General features: G+C 68.9%; 15 protein-coding genes and 1 pseudogene. 11 read left to right on the forward strand and 5 right to left on the reverse strand.

Annotated elements, in window-relative coordinates:
- The first annotated feature begins 138 nt into the window (after positions 1–138).
- Positions 139–2,025, forward strand: coding sequence for a sialidase family protein (locus AB0E56_RS04910; protein WP_359797092.1), 1,887 nt, complete (start codon positions 139–141; stop codon positions 2,023–2,025).
- A gap of 91 nt (positions 2,026–2,116) precedes the next feature.
- On the opposite strand, the gene AB0E56_RS04915 is transcribed toward AB0E56_RS04910, so the two are convergent.
- Complete coding sequence (locus AB0E56_RS04915; RefSeq protein WP_359797093.1) at positions 2,117–3,556, reverse strand: MFS transporter; 1,440 nt, start codon at positions 3,554–3,556, stop codon at positions 2,117–2,119.
- Positions 3,557–3,617: 61 nt separating this feature from the next.
- On the opposite strand from AB0E56_RS04915, the gene AB0E56_RS04920 reads away from it, so the two are divergent.
- Genes AB0E56_RS04920 through AB0E56_RS04930 form a run of 3 tightly spaced genes read left to right on the forward strand, consistent with a single transcriptional unit; the run spans position 3,618 to position 6,336 of the window.
- Positions 3,618–4,943: an alpha-hydroxy-acid oxidizing protein gene (locus tag AB0E56_RS04920; protein WP_359797095.1), complete on the forward strand. Its 1,326-nt coding sequence runs from the start codon at positions 3,618–3,620 to the stop codon at positions 4,941–4,943.
- A gap of 32 nt (positions 4,944–4,975) precedes the next feature.
- On the forward strand, positions 4,976–5,596 hold the full coding sequence (locus AB0E56_RS04925) for a hypothetical protein (RefSeq protein ID WP_359797096.1): 621 nt from the start codon (positions 4,976–4,978) through the stop codon (positions 5,594–5,596).
- 50 nt (positions 5,597–5,646) lie between these two features.
- On the forward strand, positions 5,647–6,336 hold the full coding sequence (locus tag AB0E56_RS04930; RefSeq protein ID WP_220173702.1) for a GNAT family N-acetyltransferase: 690 nt from the start codon (positions 5,647–5,649) through the stop codon (positions 6,334–6,336).
- A gap of 35 nt (positions 6,337–6,371) precedes the next feature.
- Here AB0E56_RS04930 and AB0E56_RS04935 read toward each other — a convergent pair whose 3' ends face one another.
- Positions 6,372–7,841, reverse strand: a complete 1,470-nt coding sequence (locus AB0E56_RS04935) for an oligopeptide:H+ symporter (RefSeq protein ID WP_359797098.1) — start codon at positions 7,839–7,841, stop codon at positions 6,372–6,374.
- Between the two features lie 113 nt (positions 7,842–7,954).
- Between AB0E56_RS04935 and AB0E56_RS04940 the strand changes: the two genes are divergently transcribed.
- Complete coding sequence (locus AB0E56_RS04940) at positions 7,955–9,340, forward strand: glycine--tRNA ligase (protein WP_359797100.1); 1,386 nt, start codon at positions 7,955–7,957, stop codon at positions 9,338–9,340.
- 48 nt (positions 9,341–9,388) lie between these two features.
- Here AB0E56_RS04940 and AB0E56_RS04945 read toward each other — a convergent pair whose 3' ends face one another.
- Positions 9,389–10,348 carry a WYL domain-containing protein gene (locus AB0E56_RS04945; RefSeq protein ID WP_359797103.1) on the reverse strand — a complete coding sequence of 320 codons (960 nt, stop codon included), beginning with the start codon at positions 10,346–10,348 and terminating at the stop codon, positions 9,389–9,391.
- 68 nt (positions 10,349–10,416) lie between these two features.
- On the opposite strand from AB0E56_RS04945, the gene AB0E56_RS04950 reads away from it, so the two are divergent.
- Positions 10,417–11,565: an epoxide hydrolase family protein gene (locus tag AB0E56_RS04950; protein WP_359797104.1), complete on the forward strand. Its 1,149-nt coding sequence runs from the start codon at positions 10,417–10,419 to the stop codon at positions 11,563–11,565.
- 340 nt (positions 11,566–11,905) lie between these two features.
- Positions 11,906–13,570 carry an ABC-F family ATP-binding cassette domain-containing protein gene (locus AB0E56_RS04955; RefSeq protein WP_359797105.1) on the forward strand — a complete coding sequence of 555 codons (1,665 nt, stop codon included), beginning with the start codon at positions 11,906–11,908 and terminating at the stop codon, positions 13,568–13,570.
- Between the two features lie 18 nt (positions 13,571–13,588).
- Here AB0E56_RS04955 and AB0E56_RS04960 read toward each other — a convergent pair whose 3' ends face one another.
- Both AB0E56_RS04960 and AB0E56_RS04965 read right to left on the reverse strand, forming a co-directional pair.
- Positions 13,589–14,014 carry a DUF1801 domain-containing protein gene (locus AB0E56_RS04960; protein ID WP_359797107.1) on the reverse strand — a complete coding sequence of 142 codons (426 nt, stop codon included), beginning with the start codon at positions 14,012–14,014 and terminating at the stop codon, positions 13,589–13,591.
- Positions 14,011–14,499 (reverse strand): annotated as a pseudogene (locus tag AB0E56_RS04965) (HhH-GPD-type base excision DNA repair protein); the annotation flags it as partial. The pseudogene AB0E56_RS04965 and the gene AB0E56_RS04960, both read right to left, overlap by 4 nt.
- Before the next feature lie 733 nt (positions 14,500–15,232).
- Between AB0E56_RS04965 and AB0E56_RS04970 the strand changes: the two are divergent.
- From AB0E56_RS04970 to AB0E56_RS04985, 4 genes are read left to right on the forward strand one after another with little or no spacing between them, the layout of a single operon-like run.
- On the forward strand, positions 15,233–15,445 hold the full coding sequence (locus tag AB0E56_RS04970; protein WP_359797109.1) for a hypothetical protein: 213 nt from the start codon (positions 15,233–15,235) through the stop codon (positions 15,443–15,445).
- Positions 15,442–15,834: a hypothetical protein gene (locus AB0E56_RS04975; protein ID WP_359797110.1), complete on the forward strand. Its 393-nt coding sequence runs from the start codon at positions 15,442–15,444 to the stop codon at positions 15,832–15,834. The genes AB0E56_RS04970 and AB0E56_RS04975 overlap by 4 nt, the downstream gene beginning before the upstream one ends.
- Complete coding sequence (locus tag AB0E56_RS04980) at positions 15,831–16,559, forward strand: bifunctional DNA primase/polymerase (protein WP_359797112.1); 729 nt, start codon at positions 15,831–15,833, stop codon at positions 16,557–16,559. The genes AB0E56_RS04975 and AB0E56_RS04980 overlap by 4 nt, the downstream gene beginning before the upstream one ends.
- Before the next feature lie 23 nt (positions 16,560–16,582).
- Positions 16,583–17,659 (forward strand): AAA family ATPase, encoded by a 1,077-nt coding sequence (locus tag AB0E56_RS04985; RefSeq protein WP_359797114.1) that lies wholly within the window; start codon positions 16,583–16,585, stop codon positions 17,657–17,659.
- Positions 17,660–17,730: the final 71 nt, after the last annotated feature.

Raw genomic sequence — 17,730 nt, forward strand, 5'->3', positions numbered from 1 at the left:
GCCTTTCGTCTCCCGCCTCCGTGTCGAGCCCGCGAACCGGGTCGCGCCCGAGGCGGAGGTCCTTGACCGATGCGGATGTGCTGGTTAGTGTCGCCGTAGATAATGAAACAGCAGTTTCACCTAATGAAACGAGTTGACATGTCACGATCCGCACGCCCTTTCAGAGCCCTGTCCCTCGCGGTGATCGCGGGCAGCGCCATCGCCCTCCTCTCTCCCGCTGCGGCGTATGCCGCCGACCCAGCCATCCACATCGTCTCGAGCGGGGTGATCCACACCGGGAGCAGCGCCGCTCCGGTCGTGATCTCCACTCTCGCGAAGAACGCCGACGGCGACCTGATCGCGTTCTACAACACCGGCAACGACGGCGCCGCCGACGTGGGCATCATGACCACACGCTCCGCGGACGACGGTGCGACCTGGACCGCCCCGGTCGAGTTCGCGGCGCCAACCGACCCCGAGTCGCGCATTTCGGCGGGATCGGCTACGACCCTGGAGGACGGCACGATCCTGCTGCCGTACAACCTGCAGACGATCCACCAGCACTACCTCGATCGGGAGACCGACATCTTCATCGCACGGTCGACAGACGGCGGCACGACGTGGACCGGCAAGAGCGCGCCCGTGACGATCACCCCCGACTGGTACGGCGCGTTCCAGTTCGGCGAGATCGTCGAGCTCGACGACGGCACCCTCCTCATGCCGGTCTGGGGCAGCTCCGAGCCACCGGCGTCGACCGACTACGCCAATCTCAACCCCGAGCCGCTGCTCAGCGGAGTGCTGCGATCGGAGGATGCCGGAGCGACCTGGGGCGACTTCAGCCCGTTCGATCCGCAGCTCGACGCACCGCTGCGCCCCCTCGGCTCGTCCTGGATGCCCGCGGGGCTGAACGAGACGACCATCGTCCCCCTGCGAGACGGTCGCCTGATGGCTGTCATGCGCTACGACTCGCGTCTCGTCGATCGCACCGGCTTCCGCATGTACTCCGACGATGAGGGCCTCACCTGGTCCGAGCCGGTTCCGACCGGCCTCGCCGCCCGCGGTCCTGCCGCCTTCGTCGCCTCGTGCTCGGACGGGCTGACGGCCGATCGCTCCAAGGTGCTCTTCACGACGGCCGTCGGTTCCGCGTTGAAGATGTACACCACCTACGACGACGGCACCACATTCGGCAATGCGACCGACGTGCAGTTGCCCACCGGGGTCACGAACCCGATCTACGCCGACGCCGAATACTTGTCGGACGGGCGACTGTTCGTGCTCTTCACCGGGAACAACCGTCTCGCGTTCAACATCCTGAACGAGTCGGACGCCACGGAGTGCGCGGCGGAGCAGGCGGCCAGCGACGCGGCGAACGCGGCCAACCCGACCCTCTTCGTGCAACGGTCGGACGCGGTGGACTGGGACTATCCCTACGCGTACCGGCGCACCACCGTCACACCCGCGACCACGATGAGCGCGCTCGGAACCACGGCCGTCAGCCTCATGTCCGCAGGGTCTGGTCCCCTCGCCCTGCACCATGACGGGGTCGCGCTTCCCACGACGGGAACAGTGGGCGGTGCCGGGCTCGTCTCGGGCGACGTGATCTCGGCATCCTCCCCCCGCACCGGCGGATCGCAGCTGCGGGTCGGGATGGTCGACCACGACGACCGGCCCCTCACACGGCGGGCGAGCAACTTCGACGACGCCCTCGGGATCAACGCCGGATGGGACATCAAGAGACGCAGCCTCGTGGTGAACCACCCCCTCTCCGCGGGAGAGGTCATCGCCGCGATCCACCTGCGCGATTCGAACAGCAGCAATGCGATCGCCGCGTCGAACATCCAGGTGTACCGCAGCTCCGACGGCACGAACTGGACGCCGGTGACCGGGTTCACCGTGTCGAAGGCGACGGTCTCCGGACGGAGCGTCGTGACGATCGACGCGATCGACGCCGCGACGCCCTACGTGAAGGTGCGCTTCTCCGACACGGCCGGCGGGTACACGCTCGTCACCCAGACGCACAAGGACGTCACCGTCACGATCGAGTGATCGCGGCGTCGTCGTGACCCCGCCCGAGGTCGCAGGTCCCCGCGAGGACCTGCGCCCTCGGTGCGAATCTGCGACCGTACTCGGCGGGGGCTCAGGGCAGGGAGGGGTGCTGCTCGGAGCTGCGCTGCTTCGGGATGAACAGCGACAGCACCACCGCGATCACGCCCGCCGCGATCGCGAGCCAGAAGCACACCTCGAAGGCCGCGCGGGTGGGCACGGCGACACCGCCGACCTCCACGCTCATCGCGGCGAGGATCCCGCCCATGACGGCCGAGGCGCTCGAGGTGCCGACCGAGCGGAACAGCGCGTTGAGCCCGTTCGAGGCGCCGGTCTCGTTCGCGGGGACCGAGCGCATGATGATCATCGGCATGGCGGCGAACGTGAAGCCGATGCCGACCCCGATGAAGATGTTGGCGACGAAGATGTGCCACACCTCGGAAGACCACAGCAGCACGAAGACGTAGGCGAGCACGATCGCGGCGGCGCCGACCGTGAACAGCGGGCGCGGGCCGACCGTGCGCTCGAGCCAGCCCGACAGCGGGGAGATGATCATCATCACCAGACCGGCCGGCATGATCACGAGGGATGCCGCGACCATGTCGAGCCCGAATCCGGCGCCGCCGACCGCGGGCATCTCGAGCATCTGCGGGAAGGTCACGTTCGACGCGAACAGGGCGAAGCCCATCCCGATGGCGGCGATGTTCGTGAAGAGCACCGCGGGTCGAGCGGCCACACGCAGGTCGAGCAGCGGGTCCTTGCTGCGCAACTGGTACCAGCCCCACAGCAGGAGCACCGCGACCCCGCCGATGATGCAGACCAGGGTGAGCGGCGCCGTCCATCCCCATTCGGCGCCGCGGGAGACGAAGAGCAGGATGCCGGTGAGGCCGATTGCGAGGCCGATGGCGCCGAGCACGTCGAGGCGGCCGGGGGAGCGGAGCACGTCTTCCGGGATCACAGCGAGCACGAGCAGGAGCCCGACGACCCCGAGCACTGCGGCGAGCCAGAACAGCATGTGCCAGTCGGCGTTCTGGGCGAGCAACGCCGCCACCGGCATCCCGATCGCGCCACCGACGCCCATGGTCGCGCTCATCAGGGCCACAGCAGTTCCGAGACGCTCCGGCGGCAGCACGTCGCGCATGATCGCGATGCCGAGCGGGACGACACCCGTCACGGCTCCCTGCAGTGCGCGTCCGATGATCACGCCGACGATGGAGCCCGACACCGCGGCGATCACGGAACCGAGGACGAGGATCGTCAGCAGTGCGATCACGACGCGCCTCTTGCCGTACATGTCGCCGAGGCGTCCCGAGATCGGGGTGGCGACGGCGGCGACCAGCAGGGTGACCGTGACGACCCAGCTCGTGTCTTCGCGCGAGGCGTTCAGCAGCTGCGGCAGTTCGGCCTGCAGCGGCACGACGAGGGTGAACATGAACGAGGAGCACAGTCCGGCGAAGGCGAGGACGGCGACGATCGCCCACTTCGGCGGGGTGCGGGAGAGGCGCTTCCTGGCTCTCTCGTCGTTCGCACCCACCGGCCAAGGCTATCGGCGATCGGACGGTGCGGGGCCGTTCGCGCCTGGCTAGCATGTCGACATGGTCACGAGCAGCGTCGCTCCGGACGATCCCGCCGCCCACCGCGGCATCTCCCGGCGTACCCAGTCCGACATCTACCGCGCCGGCATCAGCGGCACGAGGCCGGCAGTGCCGATCGACGCCGCGGGACTCGAGGCGGCCGCCCGCAAGGCGTTGAGCGCCGAGGCCTTCGCGTACATCGCCGGTGGTGCGGGCGCTGAGAGCACCATGGCCGCGAACCGTGCGGCGTTCGACCGCTGGCAGGTCTGGCCCCGCCCTCTGCGCGACGTCTCGACCCGTGATCTCGGCGTGGAGTTCCTCGGCAAGACGCGTCCGACCCCGTTGCTGCTCGCGCCGCTCGGGGTGATGGAGATGGCACACCCGGATGCCGACCTCGCGGTCGCGCGTGCCGCGGCGTCCCTCGGCATCCCGTACACACTGTCGAACCAGGCGTCGTTCCCGATGGAACGGATCGCTCGGGAGACGCCCTTCGGCTCCCGGCTGTTCCAGCTCTACTGGTCGGCGTCGGACGACCTCAACCGCTCGCTGCTCGCCCGCGCCGAGGCATCGGGGTGTGAGGCGATCGTCGTCACGCTCGATACGCACCTGCTCGGCTGGCGCACCCGTGACCTCGATCTCGCCTACCTGCCGTTCACCCGCGGGATGGGCATCGCGCAGTACACGAGCGATGCGGTGTTCCAGGAGCTGGTGCGTGAGCGCGCCGCCGTGCCGAAGGGCGATGCTCCCGGCGTCAAGGTCACACCGAAGGCGGTCGCCGCCGCGCTCACGATCGCACGGAAGGGGGCGCCTCTCACGGGCGGCGGGTCTCTGCGCGACAACCTGCGATCCCCGCTGCCGCGGGCTGCGGTCGAGACCTTCCTCGACGTGTTCTCCACCCCGGCGCTGACCTGGACCGATCTGGCGAAGGCCCGCGAGTGGACGAGCCTGCCGATCATCCTGAAGGGCGTCGTGCACCCCGACGACGCGCAGGCCGCGCTGGACGCGGGCATGGACGGGATCTGGATCTCGAACCACGGCGGCCGCCAGATCGACCGGTCGGTGCCGACGCTCGACGTGCTGCCCGAGATCGCGGAGCGCGTCGCCGGACGGATGCCGATCGTGTTCGACTCCGGGATACGAGGTGGGGCGGACGCCGTGATCGCGCTGGCGCTGGGGGCGACCGTCGTCGCGCTGGGGCGCCCCTACGCCTACGGTCTCGGCGTCGCGGGGGAGACGGGGGTGCGCGAAGTCGTGCGCAACGTGCTCGCCGAACTCGACATCACGCTCGGTCTCGCCGGGCTCACCTCGGTGGCGGAGCTGGATCGCGACGCGCTGCGGAAGGTCTGACTCCCGCGCCGGCGGCATGATTGCATGGCGGGATGAGCGACGACGCCGCCTTCGAACAGCACCCCGCCGACTCCGCGTACCACCGCCGACTCCCGATCGGCGAGGTGCTCGATGCCTCGGCCATCGCGGACGGCCTGCCCTGGGCTTTCGAGACGGTGACCATGCGGCCGCTCGAGCCGATGCTCGTGCCGGAGAAGCCCCGCGCCGGAGAGACGGACCCGGAGGAGTGCGGGCACTGCGGGCCCAGTGAGTACACGCTCTGGCACGACGAGCTCTGGCAGGTCCGCGCGGGATGGGACGTCGGCGGGCTGCCCTTCATCGGCGGAGTCGCCCCGCGTGAGCACTGGCTCCTGGAGAACGCCCCGCACGACGTGCTCGCCGCACTGGGCCCGCTCCTGCAGCGCGTCTCGCAGGCGGTCAAGAGCGTCCCGGGTGTCGCGCGCTGCCACTTCGGCCGCTGGAACGACGGTTCGGCGCATATGCACCTGTGGGCGCTGGGACGCCCAGCGGGCATGATGCAGGGTCGCGGAGCCGTGCTCGCGTTCTGGGACGAGATCCTCCCTCCGCTGCCACCGGAGATGGCGGAGGAGCACATCCGCATCGTCGCCGAGGCGCTCGCCGCTGGCGGAGGCGAGGCGTTCCCGTACCGGTGATCCGGCGATCCCGATTCCTCGAACGGGCCGGGGAGGGGCAGACTGGGTGCGTGCGAACCATCCGTGACCTCGACACCGTTGAACTCATCCTCGACGCGCAGGGCCTGCTCGACTCCATCCGGGGCCCGCAGCGCGTGGTGGATGCCGGCACGCTGCGCGCCTTGCAGCAATCGGGCAACTACGTCGTCGGCTTCTTCGACGGCGAAGGCGACGAGGAGCGCATGGTCGGGGCCTCCATCGCGTTCTTCGGCGAGCCGGCCCGGCGTGCGATGCACTCGCACATCACCGCGCTGCTGCCCGAGTATCGCGGACGCGGGTGGGGGCGCGAGCTCAAGGAGCACCAGCGTCAGTGGGCCTTCTCGCGTGATGTCGGCCGCATCACGTGGGTCTTCGATCCGCTGGTCGCACGCAACGCGCACTTCTTCTTCACGGTGCTGGGCGCCCGCGCCACCGGTTATTCGGTCAACCGCTACGGCATCTTCGGCGGCGGCGACGCGGGCGATGAGAGCGACCGTCTCGACGTCGAGTGGGCGCTCGCGGACATCGCCAAGCCCCCGGCCGACGACGCGGTCGTCGAGACCCTCGAGATCCCGGACGACATCGAGTCGTTGCGCGTCTCCGATCCGGCGGCCGCCCATGAGTGGCGTCTCCGCCTGCGGGCGCAGATGGAGGGCCTGCTCGGGAGCGGCCTCAAGGTCGCCGGCTACGACAACGCGCGCGGCTACCTCTTCACCGTCTGAAGCCCGGTGCCCCTGATCCGCTCACGCGGCAGTGCTCAGCGCACCCCGCGCATGAGCCTGAGCACGGGCTTCACGCTCAGCAGCAGGCCGATGCCGACCAGGATGGCGATGCCGCCGAGGATCGAGAAGTACGGCACCTCGTCGTCGGGGTTGTAGAACTTCACGAGCTCGCCCGAGATCGCCGTTCCGAGAGCGATCGACAGGAAGAACAGCGCGACCATCTGGGTGTGGAACACCGTCGGTGCGAGCTTGGTCGTCACCGAGAGCCCGACGGGCGAGAGCAGCAGCTCCGCGACCGTGAACACGAAGAGGATGCCGACGATCGCCAGCAGCGGCGTGGAGTTCGCGCCCCCACCGGCGAACGGCAGGAACAGCAGGAACGCCGACCCCATGATGATCGCCGAGAGTCCGAACTTCACCGGTGTCGAGGGCTGACGCTTTCCCAGCCGGGTCCAGATCGCGGCGAAGACGCCGGACAGGATGATGATGAAGACGGGGTTGATCGACTGCACCCACGAGACCGGCATCTCCCAGCCGAACAGGTTCCGGTCGAGGCGCTTGTCGGAGTACACCGTCAGCACCGTGAACTGCTGCTGGTACAGCGACCAGAACGCGACACTCGTGACGAACAGCGGCAGGAACCCCCAGACCCTCGACCGTTCCGTCGCGTCGATGCGGCGACTCGAGAGGATCACGGCGAAGTAGGCGACCGCAGCGACGACCGTGCCGATGATGACGATGGTCGCCAGGTTGTCGGCGCGGATCACGCCGGTCAGCACGAGCACGACGAGGACGAGGATCGCGGCGCCCGCGATGATCCCGGCCAGCGGATAACGCGACCGGGGGAGCGGGTTCGGGACCTCGCGCACGGAGGCCGGGAGCGCCCGGCGTCCGAACGAGTACTGCACCAGACCGAGGGTCATGCCGAGTGCCGCCAGCCCGAAGCCCCAGTGGAAGCCGAGGGTCGACTGCAGGATGCCGGTGAGGATGGGGCCGAGGAACGCACCGAGGTTGATGCCGAGGTAGAACAGCGAGAAGCCGGCGTCCCTGCGCGGGTCCTCCGGCGTGTACAGGCTGCCCACGACCGAGGTCGCGTTCGCCTTGAGGCCGCCGGAGCCGAGGGCGACCAGCACGAGACCCACGCCGACCCCGACGAGCCCCGGCAGGAGCGCGAGCGCGAGGTGGCCCGCGACGATCACCATCGCGCTGACGAACAGCACGCGCTCCGCGCCGAAGAGCCGGTCGGCCAGCCAGGCGCCGAGGATGGTCGACAGGTAGACCGAGCCGCCGTACGCGCCCACGATGCCGCCCGCGACCGCCTCGGGGATACCGAGGCCGCCCTGGGCGACCGAGTAGTACAGGTAGATGAGCAGGATGCCCTGCATGCCGTAGAAGCTGAACCGCTCCCACATCTCCACGCCGAAGATGTGCACGAGCGACCAGGGCTGCCCGAAGAAGCGGGTGTCGTCGTCGCGGGTACGCGGTGCGGAAGCTGCGGTGCTCATGCCAGGAAGCTACTCTCCGGGGGCGGCCGCGACCAGGGGACGCGCTGCGACCACCGGTAGAATAACGGTGCCCGTGCTCACGGGCTTCTCCGCATCCGACCATTGGAGCCACCATGGCCGAACAGTCCCGTCTCGACAAGGTCATCGCCCTCGCCCGCCACCGCGGATTCGTGTTCCAAGCGGGTGAGATCTACGGCGGTTCTCGGTCGGCTTGGGACTACGGCCCCCTCGGCACGGAGCTCAAGGAGAACATCCGTCGTCAGTGGTGGCAGACGTTCGTGCGCGGTCGCGGTGACATGGTCGGCCTCGACTCGAGCATCATCCTGCCCAAGCGCGTGTGGGAGGCGTCCGGTCACGTCGCGACGTTCACCGACCCCCTGGTCGAGTGCCTGCAGTGCCACAAGCGCTTCCGCGCGGACAACCTCATCGAGGACTTCGAGGCGCGCAAGGGGCGCAAGGCCGAGAACGGTCTCGCCGACATCCCCTGCCCGAACTGCGGCACCAAGGGCCAGTACACCGAGCCCAAGGCGTTCTCCGGTCTGGTGAAGACGTACCTCGGCGTCGTCGACGACGAGTCCGGCCTGTACTACCTGCGCCCCGAGACCGCCCAGGGCATCTTCGTGAACTTCTCGAACGTGCTCACCGCGAGTCGCAAGAAGCCGCCGTTCGGCATCGGCCAGGTCGGCAAGGCGTTCCGCAACGAGATCACGCCGGGTAACTTCATCTTCCGCACCCGCGAGTTCGAGCAGATGGAGATCGAGTTCTTCACGCCGCCGGCCGAGGCGAAGGAGTGGTTCGACCACTGGGTCGAGGCCTGCTGGAACTGGTTCATCGACCTCGGCGTCGACCCCGAGAACATGCGGCAGTTCGACGTACCGGAAGACGACCGTGCGCACTACTCGGCCGGCACGATCGACGTCGAGTACAAGTTCGGCTTCGCGGGCAAGGAGTGGGGCGAGCTGATGGGCGTCGCCAACCGCACCGACTACGACCTCTCCAGCCACAGCGAGGCGTCGGGCCAGAGCCTGACGTACTTCGACCAGGCCACGGGCGAGCGCTACACGCCGTACGTGATCGAGCCGTCGTTCGGCCTCACCCGCGCGATGATGGCCTTCCTCGTCGACGCCTACCGCGAGGAGCAGGTGCCCAACGCCAAGGGCGGCACCGACGTGCGCACCGTGCTCAAGCTCGACCCGCGCCTCGCCCCGGTCAAGGCCGCCGTGCTGCCGCTGTCGCGCAACGAGAAGCTGTCGCCGCTCGCCCGTGAGGTCGCCGACACGCTGCGCAGCTCGTGGGCAGTCGACTTCGACGACGCGGGCGCGATCGGCCGCCGCTACCGCCGCCAGGACGAGATCGGCACCCCGTTCTGCGTCACGGTCGACTTCGACTCGCTCGACGACCGTGCCGTCACGGTGCGCGATCGCGACACCATGGCGCAGGAGCGCGTCTCGATCGACGAGCTGCACGCGTACCTCGCGGAGCGCCTCCGCGGCGCCTGAGCACGCAGCGCCCGAGACCCCGTCGACCCGAGTGGCCGGCGGGGTCTTTCAGCTGCTCCCCGCGACCGCCCGCGCGTAGCGCTCGGAGAGAAGCTGCAGGCGCGGGAGCAGTTCGGGTGGGCTCTCGACGGTGAAGTCCATCATCAGCATGCCGATGTACGCGGCGACGGTATCGAGACTGTCGGCGCCGGTGACGAGGATGCAGTGCTCGTCGTCGACGGGTTCGACCACGCCGACGGCGGCATGGATGCGGTCCAGCACGGCTTCCGCCGGGGCGTCGATCCGGAGTCGGGCGTGCACCTTCCAGCCGCTCACGGCGATGGTCCGCATCGCGAACGCCGTGTAGTCGCCGCCGGGGAGCGGCTGCGGATCGAAGCGCCGATGCGTCGGCATCCGAAGCTCCATCCAGTCGACGCGATACGTTCCCCAGTCCTCGGTCCGCGGGTCGCGCGCGACGAGGTACCAGCGTCGTACCCAGGTGAGCAGTCGATACGGCTCGACCAGCACCGGTGTGCCTTCGTAGTCGAAGCGCAGCCACTCCGCATTGCGGATCGCACTCGCGACGGCCCGCAGGGTTGCGGCGTCGACTTCGGGGTCGGGGGCGTCGGTGTCGTTGTTCTCCGGGGCGCGGTCGACGCTCGAGCGGAGGGCATCGACGGTAGGGCGCAAGTGGGAGGGCAGAACCTGCTCGAGCTTGGCGAGAGCCCTGGCTCCCGACTCGGCGACGCCCGCGATGCCCGCTGCGGCGCGGAGCCCGACCGTGACCGCCACGGCCTCCTCGTCGTCGAGGAGGAGGGGAGGGAGGCTGCCGCCCGCGGCGAGACGGTATCCGCCGATGGGTCCTCGCGTGGCGTCGACCGGGTAGCCCAGGGCGCGCAACCGCTCGACGTCGTGCCGCACGGTGCGGGAGGAGACGCCGAGTCGCGCGGCGAGATCGGCACCCGAGCGCGCAGGGCCGGTCTGCAGCAGGGCCAGCAGTGCGAGCAGCCGCGCGGTCGGATCAGCCACCGGGCCCCTTCCGAAAGTCGTTCGTAGTTAGGAACGAATCCAGCCTAATGCGCTTCTACCTTCGAGATATGAACAACACGACGCTCACCTTCCGCCCCTTCACCGTCTCGGTCTCCGCCGCCGAGGTCGCCGATCTCCAGGATCGTCTCGCCCGCACCCGCCTCCCGCAGCCGTCGCCGACGGACGACTGGGACGCCGGCACCCCGAACTCCTATCTGCGCGAGGCGGTCGCCGCCTGGCAGGCGTTCGACTGGAAGGCCGCCCAGGACCGGCTCAACACCGTCCCGCGCTTCACCACCGAGATCGACGGGCAGACGATCCACTTCATCCATGTGCGTTCCGCGCACGAGGGCGCGACGCCACTGCTGCTCGCGCACACCTACCCCGGCTCTTCGGTCGACTACCTCGACCTGATCGACCGTCTCGTCGACCCGGTGGCACACGGCGGCCGTGCCGAAGACGCCTTCGACGTCGTGATCCCGGATGCTCCCGGCTACGGCTTCTCGCAGCCTCTGGCCGCGGCGGGGTGGACGACGGCGCGCGTCGCGGCGGCGTACGACCGTCTGATGCGTGCCCTCGGTTACGACAGCTACGGCATCCACGGCTCGGACAACGGCGCCATGGTGGCGCGCGAGCTGGGCCTGATCGAACCCGCAGGATTCCTCGGACTGCACGTGCTGCAGCTGTTCTCGTTCCCCTCGGGCGACCCGGCGGAGTTCGAGAAGCTCGAGCCCGCGGACTACGCCGGCCTCGAGCACATGCAGTGGTTCCAGTCGGTCGGCGGATACAACGCCATGAACGCATCCCGCCCGCAGACCGTGTCGGTGGGCATCAGCGACTCCCCGGTGGGGCTGCTGGCGTACAGCGAACTGTTCAACTCGTTCGGCAACGGCACGTCGCTCGTGCCATTGGAGAAGATCCTGCTCGAGGTCAGCGTGAACTGGTTCGCGAACGCGGCCTCGGGCATGAGCCGCAGCTACCTGGAGAACGCCAGGGCGGATGCCGCCGCGGAGGGCGCCGAGCCCCGGATCAACGCCGCACGGACGGGGGTCGCCGTCTTCGCGGACGACTTCCAGACGATCCGGGTCTTCGCCGAGCGGGACAACGCGAACATCGTGCACTGGAGCCGCTTCGACGAGGGCGGGCACTTCGCCGCCCTGGAGCGTCCGGATGTGCTGGCCACCGACATCCGTGCGTTCTTCGCCGACGGGCGCTGAGCACCTCTCGCGATGACCCTCTCGCAGAACCACCCGCACGGTGTCCGTGCGGGTGGTTCGCGTGTGGCGAGGTCGACGCGGACCCGATGCTGGTGCTGAGTGGTCGGAGCCTGCTATGTTCTCTCCTCGTGGGTACTCTGATCCGATAGATCGGGACGCCGCGTCGAGAGCTCCTCTCCGCGGCGGGTCCTGAGCGAACGCAGCCGGGCGCCGGTGCGTTCGAGGTCCCTTCCCGAACTGCGTCCACGGACGCGTGTCCCACGGCACGAACGTGCCGTCGGAGAGGAATCCCATGTTCCCTGTACTCTCATCGACCCCTGCATCTTCGTCGACTCCCTTCGTGCGCTCCCGCGCCCACCGGAGCTGCGAGCTCCGTTCCGCGAGCGTCCGCTTCGCCGATCGCATCGTGCTCGACCGCGTCGATCTCGTCGTCGGCCCCGTCGACAGGCTGGCGATCATCGGCGACAACGGCGTCGGGAAGTCCACCCTCCTCGATCTCCTCGCCGGGGTCATCACGCCCGACGCGGGAGAGGCGGTGATCGAGGTCCCCGGTGGGATCGCGCACGCCGCGCAGGATCCGACATTCCCTCCCGGCGCGACGATCGACGCGGCCATCGACCTGCTGCTCGGCGATCTGCGGATCCTCGAGCACGACCTCCAACGCGCGTACGCGCTCGTCACCGCGACCACCGGGCAGGACCAGGAGCGGGCGATGGCGGAGGTCACCGTGCTGCAGGATCGCTTCGAGGCGCGCGGCGGCTACGACGTGGATCATCGCATCGACGCCGCGCTCGATCAGCTCGGAGTCGGCGGGTTGCGCCGCGGCCGCCCCGTGTCGACGCTGTCCGGCGGTGAACGCGCGCGGCTGGCGCTCGCCGTGGCGCTGTCGGCCGATGCGGAGCTGCTACTGCTCGACGAACCGACGAACGACCTCGACGACCAGGCGCTCTCGTGGATGGCGGAGCGGCTCGACGGGCATCGCGGTGCGCTGATCGTCGTCACGCACGACCGGGACTTCCTCGAGCGATTCGCGATCGACATCGTCCAGGTCCAGGACGGGGCGCTGCGTCGGTACGGGGACGGGTACGCCGGGTTCCTCCGCGCGCGGCTGGCGGAGCGGCGGCGGCTGGCGGAGCGTCACGAGGAATGGAAGGCCGATCTTGCGCGCAACGAGGCCCTGATCGCCGCGAACGCCTTCCGGATGGATGCCATCCCGCGAAAGCTCGAACTCGACGGATTCGGACACGGTGCGTTCCGGGCCCGCAGCAGGGAGCACGGCGCTGCCGGACGCATCCGCATGGCGAAGGAGCGCGTCGCCCGACTGCGCGCGCACCCGTGTCCGCCGCCCCCGGAGCCGCTGCGCTTCCGCATGGCGGCGGGGGAGCAGACGGTTTCGGACAGTGCCCTGATCAGGGTGGACGGCCTTCGTCTGGACCACGGTGACCGACGTCTGCGCCTGGAGGACTGGACGCTGCGTCCTGGGGAGCGGTGGCTGGTGACCGGGCCCAACGGGGCGGGCAAGACCACACTCCTCGCTCTCGTCTCCGGCGAGCTCGCACCGGACGCGGGTATGGTCGATCGTGGTGCCGGGGTGCGGATGGCATGGCTCCGCCAGGATGTGCGGGGTCGCGGCACGGCCACCGCGGTCGAGTCCTTCGCGACCCGGTCGGGGGTGCCTCTCGCAGACGCTCTGGGCGTGCTGATCGGTCAGGGTCTGCTCCGCGAGGAGGACGCCGCCCGGTCGGTCGGCTCGCTCTCCGTGGGGCAGCGTCGCCGACTCGATCTCGCCGTCGCACTCGCCTCGCCCGCGGACGTGATCCTGCTGGACGAGCCGACGAACCACCTGGACCCGGAGTTGGTGGATCAGCTCGAGTCAGCCCTGATCGGTCACCCCGGGGCGATCGTCACGGTCACGCACGATCGCCGGTGGCGACGACACGCGGAGCGGCAGGGCGTCCGGCACGTCCGAGTGCCCGAGGGGGGAGCTGTCGTGCTCCGCGGATGATTGCGTCGGCTCGCACACTCATCCGGTGACGGTGAGTTGCACCTCGGGCGTTCCCCCGGCTTCGACCCAGGCCAGCGAACGCTCGAGGATGCCCCGCAGCACGTCGAGGTCGACCTGCTCGAGGTCTTTGATGTACAGGCACCCGACGCCCGTGGTGTGCGGGCCGAGTTCTGCGAGGGCGTCCGCGTGCGCGTCGGCGCCGTCGAAGAGGTAGATCGTGGTCGCCGCCTTGCGCGGGGCGAAGCCGAGCAGTCCGCTGTCGCCCTCCGTGCCGGTGGGGTAGCGGTAATGGCACGAGCCGAAACCGATGATCGTGCCCCACGTCTGCGGTTCGCGGCCGGTGATCTCCTGCATGAGCGCGGTCAGCGTCTCGGCGTCGCGACGGCGGATCGCGGGGGAGGAACGGGCGATGAGTCCGGCGACGTCGTGGCCCGTCGGCTTCACTTCTGCGCCTTCGCCGCGGCCTTCATGGCCTTCTTGTGCTCACGCACCTTCGTGAGCGACTCGGGGGAGACGATGTCGGCGACGCTGCGGTAGGAGCCGTCCTCGCCATAGGGCGCCGACGCCTCGCGCCAGCCCTCGCCCGTGAAGCCGTACTGCTTTCCGAGGAGCGCGAGGAAGATCTTCGCCTTCTGCTCGCCGAATCCGGGGAGGGCCTTCAGGCGCTTCAGCACCTCGGGTCCGTCCGGATCGCCCTCGGTCCACAGGGCCGCGGCGTCGCCGCCCCAGTCGTCGACGAGGGTCTGGCACAGTGTCTGCACGCGCGTCGCCATCGACCCCGGGAACCGGTGCACGGCGGGAGTCTGCCGGAACGCCTCGAGGAACTCATCGGGGGCCATGGTGGCGATCGCGGTAGCATCCGCAGCCCCGGTGCGCTGCTCGATCTTGAGCGGACCGGCGAACGCGGTCTCCATCGGAACCTGCTGGTCACAGCGTGTGCGTTGGCCACCTACAGCCTGCGGCGAGGGCATGCCACGACTCTACCGGCCCATCGGGCGGAGCAGCAGGGGTCGTAGCGAGCGGCTCTGAGCGCCTCCGAGGCGGTCTAACGGCCCCTCGCCGCCCTTACCCCCTGCTCCGGGGCCAGCGCACGCCTCAGAGCTAAACACGCCGCAGAGAACCGAATTGTGCCATTGGCGACCGAGGGGGGCACAATAGCGTACATGGAATCCGCAGTCAAGGCGAAGGGCGTCCTTGTCGCCTGCCCCAAGGGCACGGCACACAAGCGACTTGTCCGGCTGCGCCGATACGTGTGGGACGACGCTGAGGGCGCGTTCGTGCGCGTTGACGGCCGCCACGACGAATGGTTCGTGCGCAAGGCAGACGACGATGTGGAGCAGTACCCGCGCCCCGAGTTCAAGTGCCCGGTCGCCGGGTGCGAACGGGAACGGGTGTACGAGCACGACAACTTCCAGGACGAGCTACACCTTCCAGGACGAGCTACACCGCGCCGCTGCGGCGGAGGGTGTGCTCTTCATCTAGGCTTGCAGTACCCACAACTGAATAGCGCTGGTGGTCGGCGCGGTAAACATTATGGCCTCATGACATGGCATACAAGCCGACGGGAGCCGCACTAGGGGCGGACACACAACCTCGGTGCCTAGACCAACCGGTCGAGCTTCTTAGCGGGAGCTTCTTCATCCCGCGAAAGAAGAAGCTCCCATGGCTAGCTCCAAGCCTCCAACCCGTGCCAAGGCACAGTCCGACATCATGGTCGGGCGTCGCCTCGATGATCCCGAACGTGAAGCCAAGGGCCGTCGCGACCTGGCCGAAGCCAAGATTGCCGACGCCGTCAAGCGTGCGCTTGCCGCAGCGCCCCCGCTGACCAACCAGCAGATCCACCGGCTGACCGCCCTGCTGCGAGGTGTGAAATGAGCACCCTGGCAGCCGCGCCGTTCACCGAAGTCGAGTACCCAGCGAAGCCGAGGCTGTCACGTTCCGAGGCGATGGTCGTGCTGCGCCTCGGTCCCCAGATCGAATGGTTCCGTCCGTTCGCTGAGCATGCTGGCGTAGCTCCGCGCACCGCCCCGCCGTGGGGGTACATCCACATTCACGGCGAATGGGACGAGCCGCCCGTGTGGGAGAACGTGGGGTTCTGGTCGCCGGATGAGCTGCGCTGGGGGATGGAACGCCTCTACGCCGCGCACGACTGGCACCTGTTCGACGTCAACGGGTACCTGAACGATCACGAATGCCACGGGGTGTTCTGGTGGCTCCCCTCCGATCCGCGCCTGCTGCGGCTGCCGATGGGGGTGACCCGATGACCCCCATGCTGCGCGCTGCGCTCAACCTCGCCGAGAACGGATGGGCGGTACTGCCGCTCGACGGCAAGCGCCCCGTCACGCCTCACGGCCACCTGGACGCCTCGACCGATCCCCGCATCATCCGGCGCATGTGGGCTGATGGTGACTGGAACATCGGCTCCCCGGTGCCTGACAGTCTGCTCGTGTTCGACGTCGACCCCCGCAATGGTGGCAGCCTCGAAGCCTTGGAGCAGCGCGCCGGGGTTGAGCTACCGCCCACGCTCGAGGTCATCAGCGGTCGCCGTGACGGCGGGCGTCACCTGTACTTCCTGCGCCCGTTCCGGCAGCCGTACAGGGGCGGCATCCCCGCTGGCATCGACTTGAAGACCAACGGCTACATGGTCATGCCGCCGAGCGTTCATCCGGACACCGGAAAGCCCTACGAGTGGGTCTACCGCGAGGCTGCTCGGCTGCCCCGTCAGGTCGTCGCGCTGATGCTGCCGCGCACCCGGATCACGCGCCGCAACCCCCGGGCCACCGACCCTGTCGCGCTGGCCGCGTTCGTTCGCACCTTGCAGCCGGGGGAGAAGCATGACGGGTTGCACTGGGCCGCGCGCCGTGCGCATGAAGCCGGGGTAGATCAGCGCGGGCTGGATCGCCTCATCGACGCTGCCGAGGACATCGGCATGGATCCCAGGGAGGCCCGCCGTGTAGTTGAGTCGGCCGGGAAGGGGCTGGGCGCATGACCGTCCGAAAGAAGAGCGCGCCCGTGGTGCCGGAGGCCGATCTGGTGCCGGAGGACGAAGTGCAGGAGCTAGAAGCGGAGGCGTCGGGCTGGCTGCCGGAGGACTTCAGCAAAGTGCTGCGCGGCATCGTCAACGGCACGCTGGCACCCATCGAGCCGGAGCTACTGGCCGTCGAGGGCGCGGAGTTCCTGCTGTACGCGGGGCGCGTCAACGGCATCCACGGGCACAGCAACGCGGGGAAGTCGTGGACGGCCCTGATCGCCTGCGCGCAGGAGCTCAATGCGGGCAACCGCGTGGTCTACATCGACTACGAGGACACGACGCAGGGCATCCTGGAGCGCCTGGTTCACAACTACAAGGTGCCGCCGAAGGTGATCCGCAACCGGTTCACGTACATCTCGCCTACAGGCCGGTTCGCGCCTGCGGTCGTGGGTGACTTGATCGAGCGGTTGTCACCGTCGCTGGTCGTGTTCGACTCCACGGGCGAATCCCTCGCGATGGAAGGCTTCAAGCCGAATGACGATGACGACATTGTCGAGTGGTTCCAGCTGGCACCGCGCTACGTGTCCCGGCTCGGGCCTGCGGTGCTGCTGCTGGATCACAGCCCGAAGAACACCGAGGGTGACAGCCTCTGGCCTATCGGCAGCCAGCGCAAGCGGTCGGCAATCACCGGCGTTCAGTACTTGCAGAAGGTCGTGACCCCGTTCAGCAAGAAGCAGTCAGGCAGGGCGCGGCTGGTGTGCGCGAAGGATCGCCTCGGCAACTTCGCGGAGGGCGAGACGGTAGCCGAGCTGAAGGTTGATGTGGTCGCCGGCCGGAGCAGCAGGTTCAGCCTGGTCGCACCGATGCCGCGTGAGCTCGCTGACGAGATCGCCTACAAGGCGCGGCTCGTGAAGATCTGCAAGGTGCTGGTCGAGGCCGACAAGCCCATGTCGAAGACGGCGCTGCGCATGGCAGCCGGGGGTGACTCCACGAAGGCGGGCGCTGCTATCGACTGGCTCGTTGACAGCGGCTACATCGAGCAATCACCGGGTGCGCGGGGCGGGCTGCTGCACACGCTCATCCGCATGTACGAAGACAGCTCGGAGGACTCCGAATGAGCACTCGTCGTTTGTCGTTTGCACCCGTTTTCAGCGGTTTGCCAAGAGGTGCCAGCGAGCCGTTTTCCCGT

The sequence above is a fragment of the Microbacterium sp. NPDC028030 genome (genome assembly GCF_040637855.1).
Classification (GTDB): domain Bacteria; phylum Actinomycetota; class Actinomycetes; order Actinomycetales; family Microbacteriaceae; genus Microbacterium.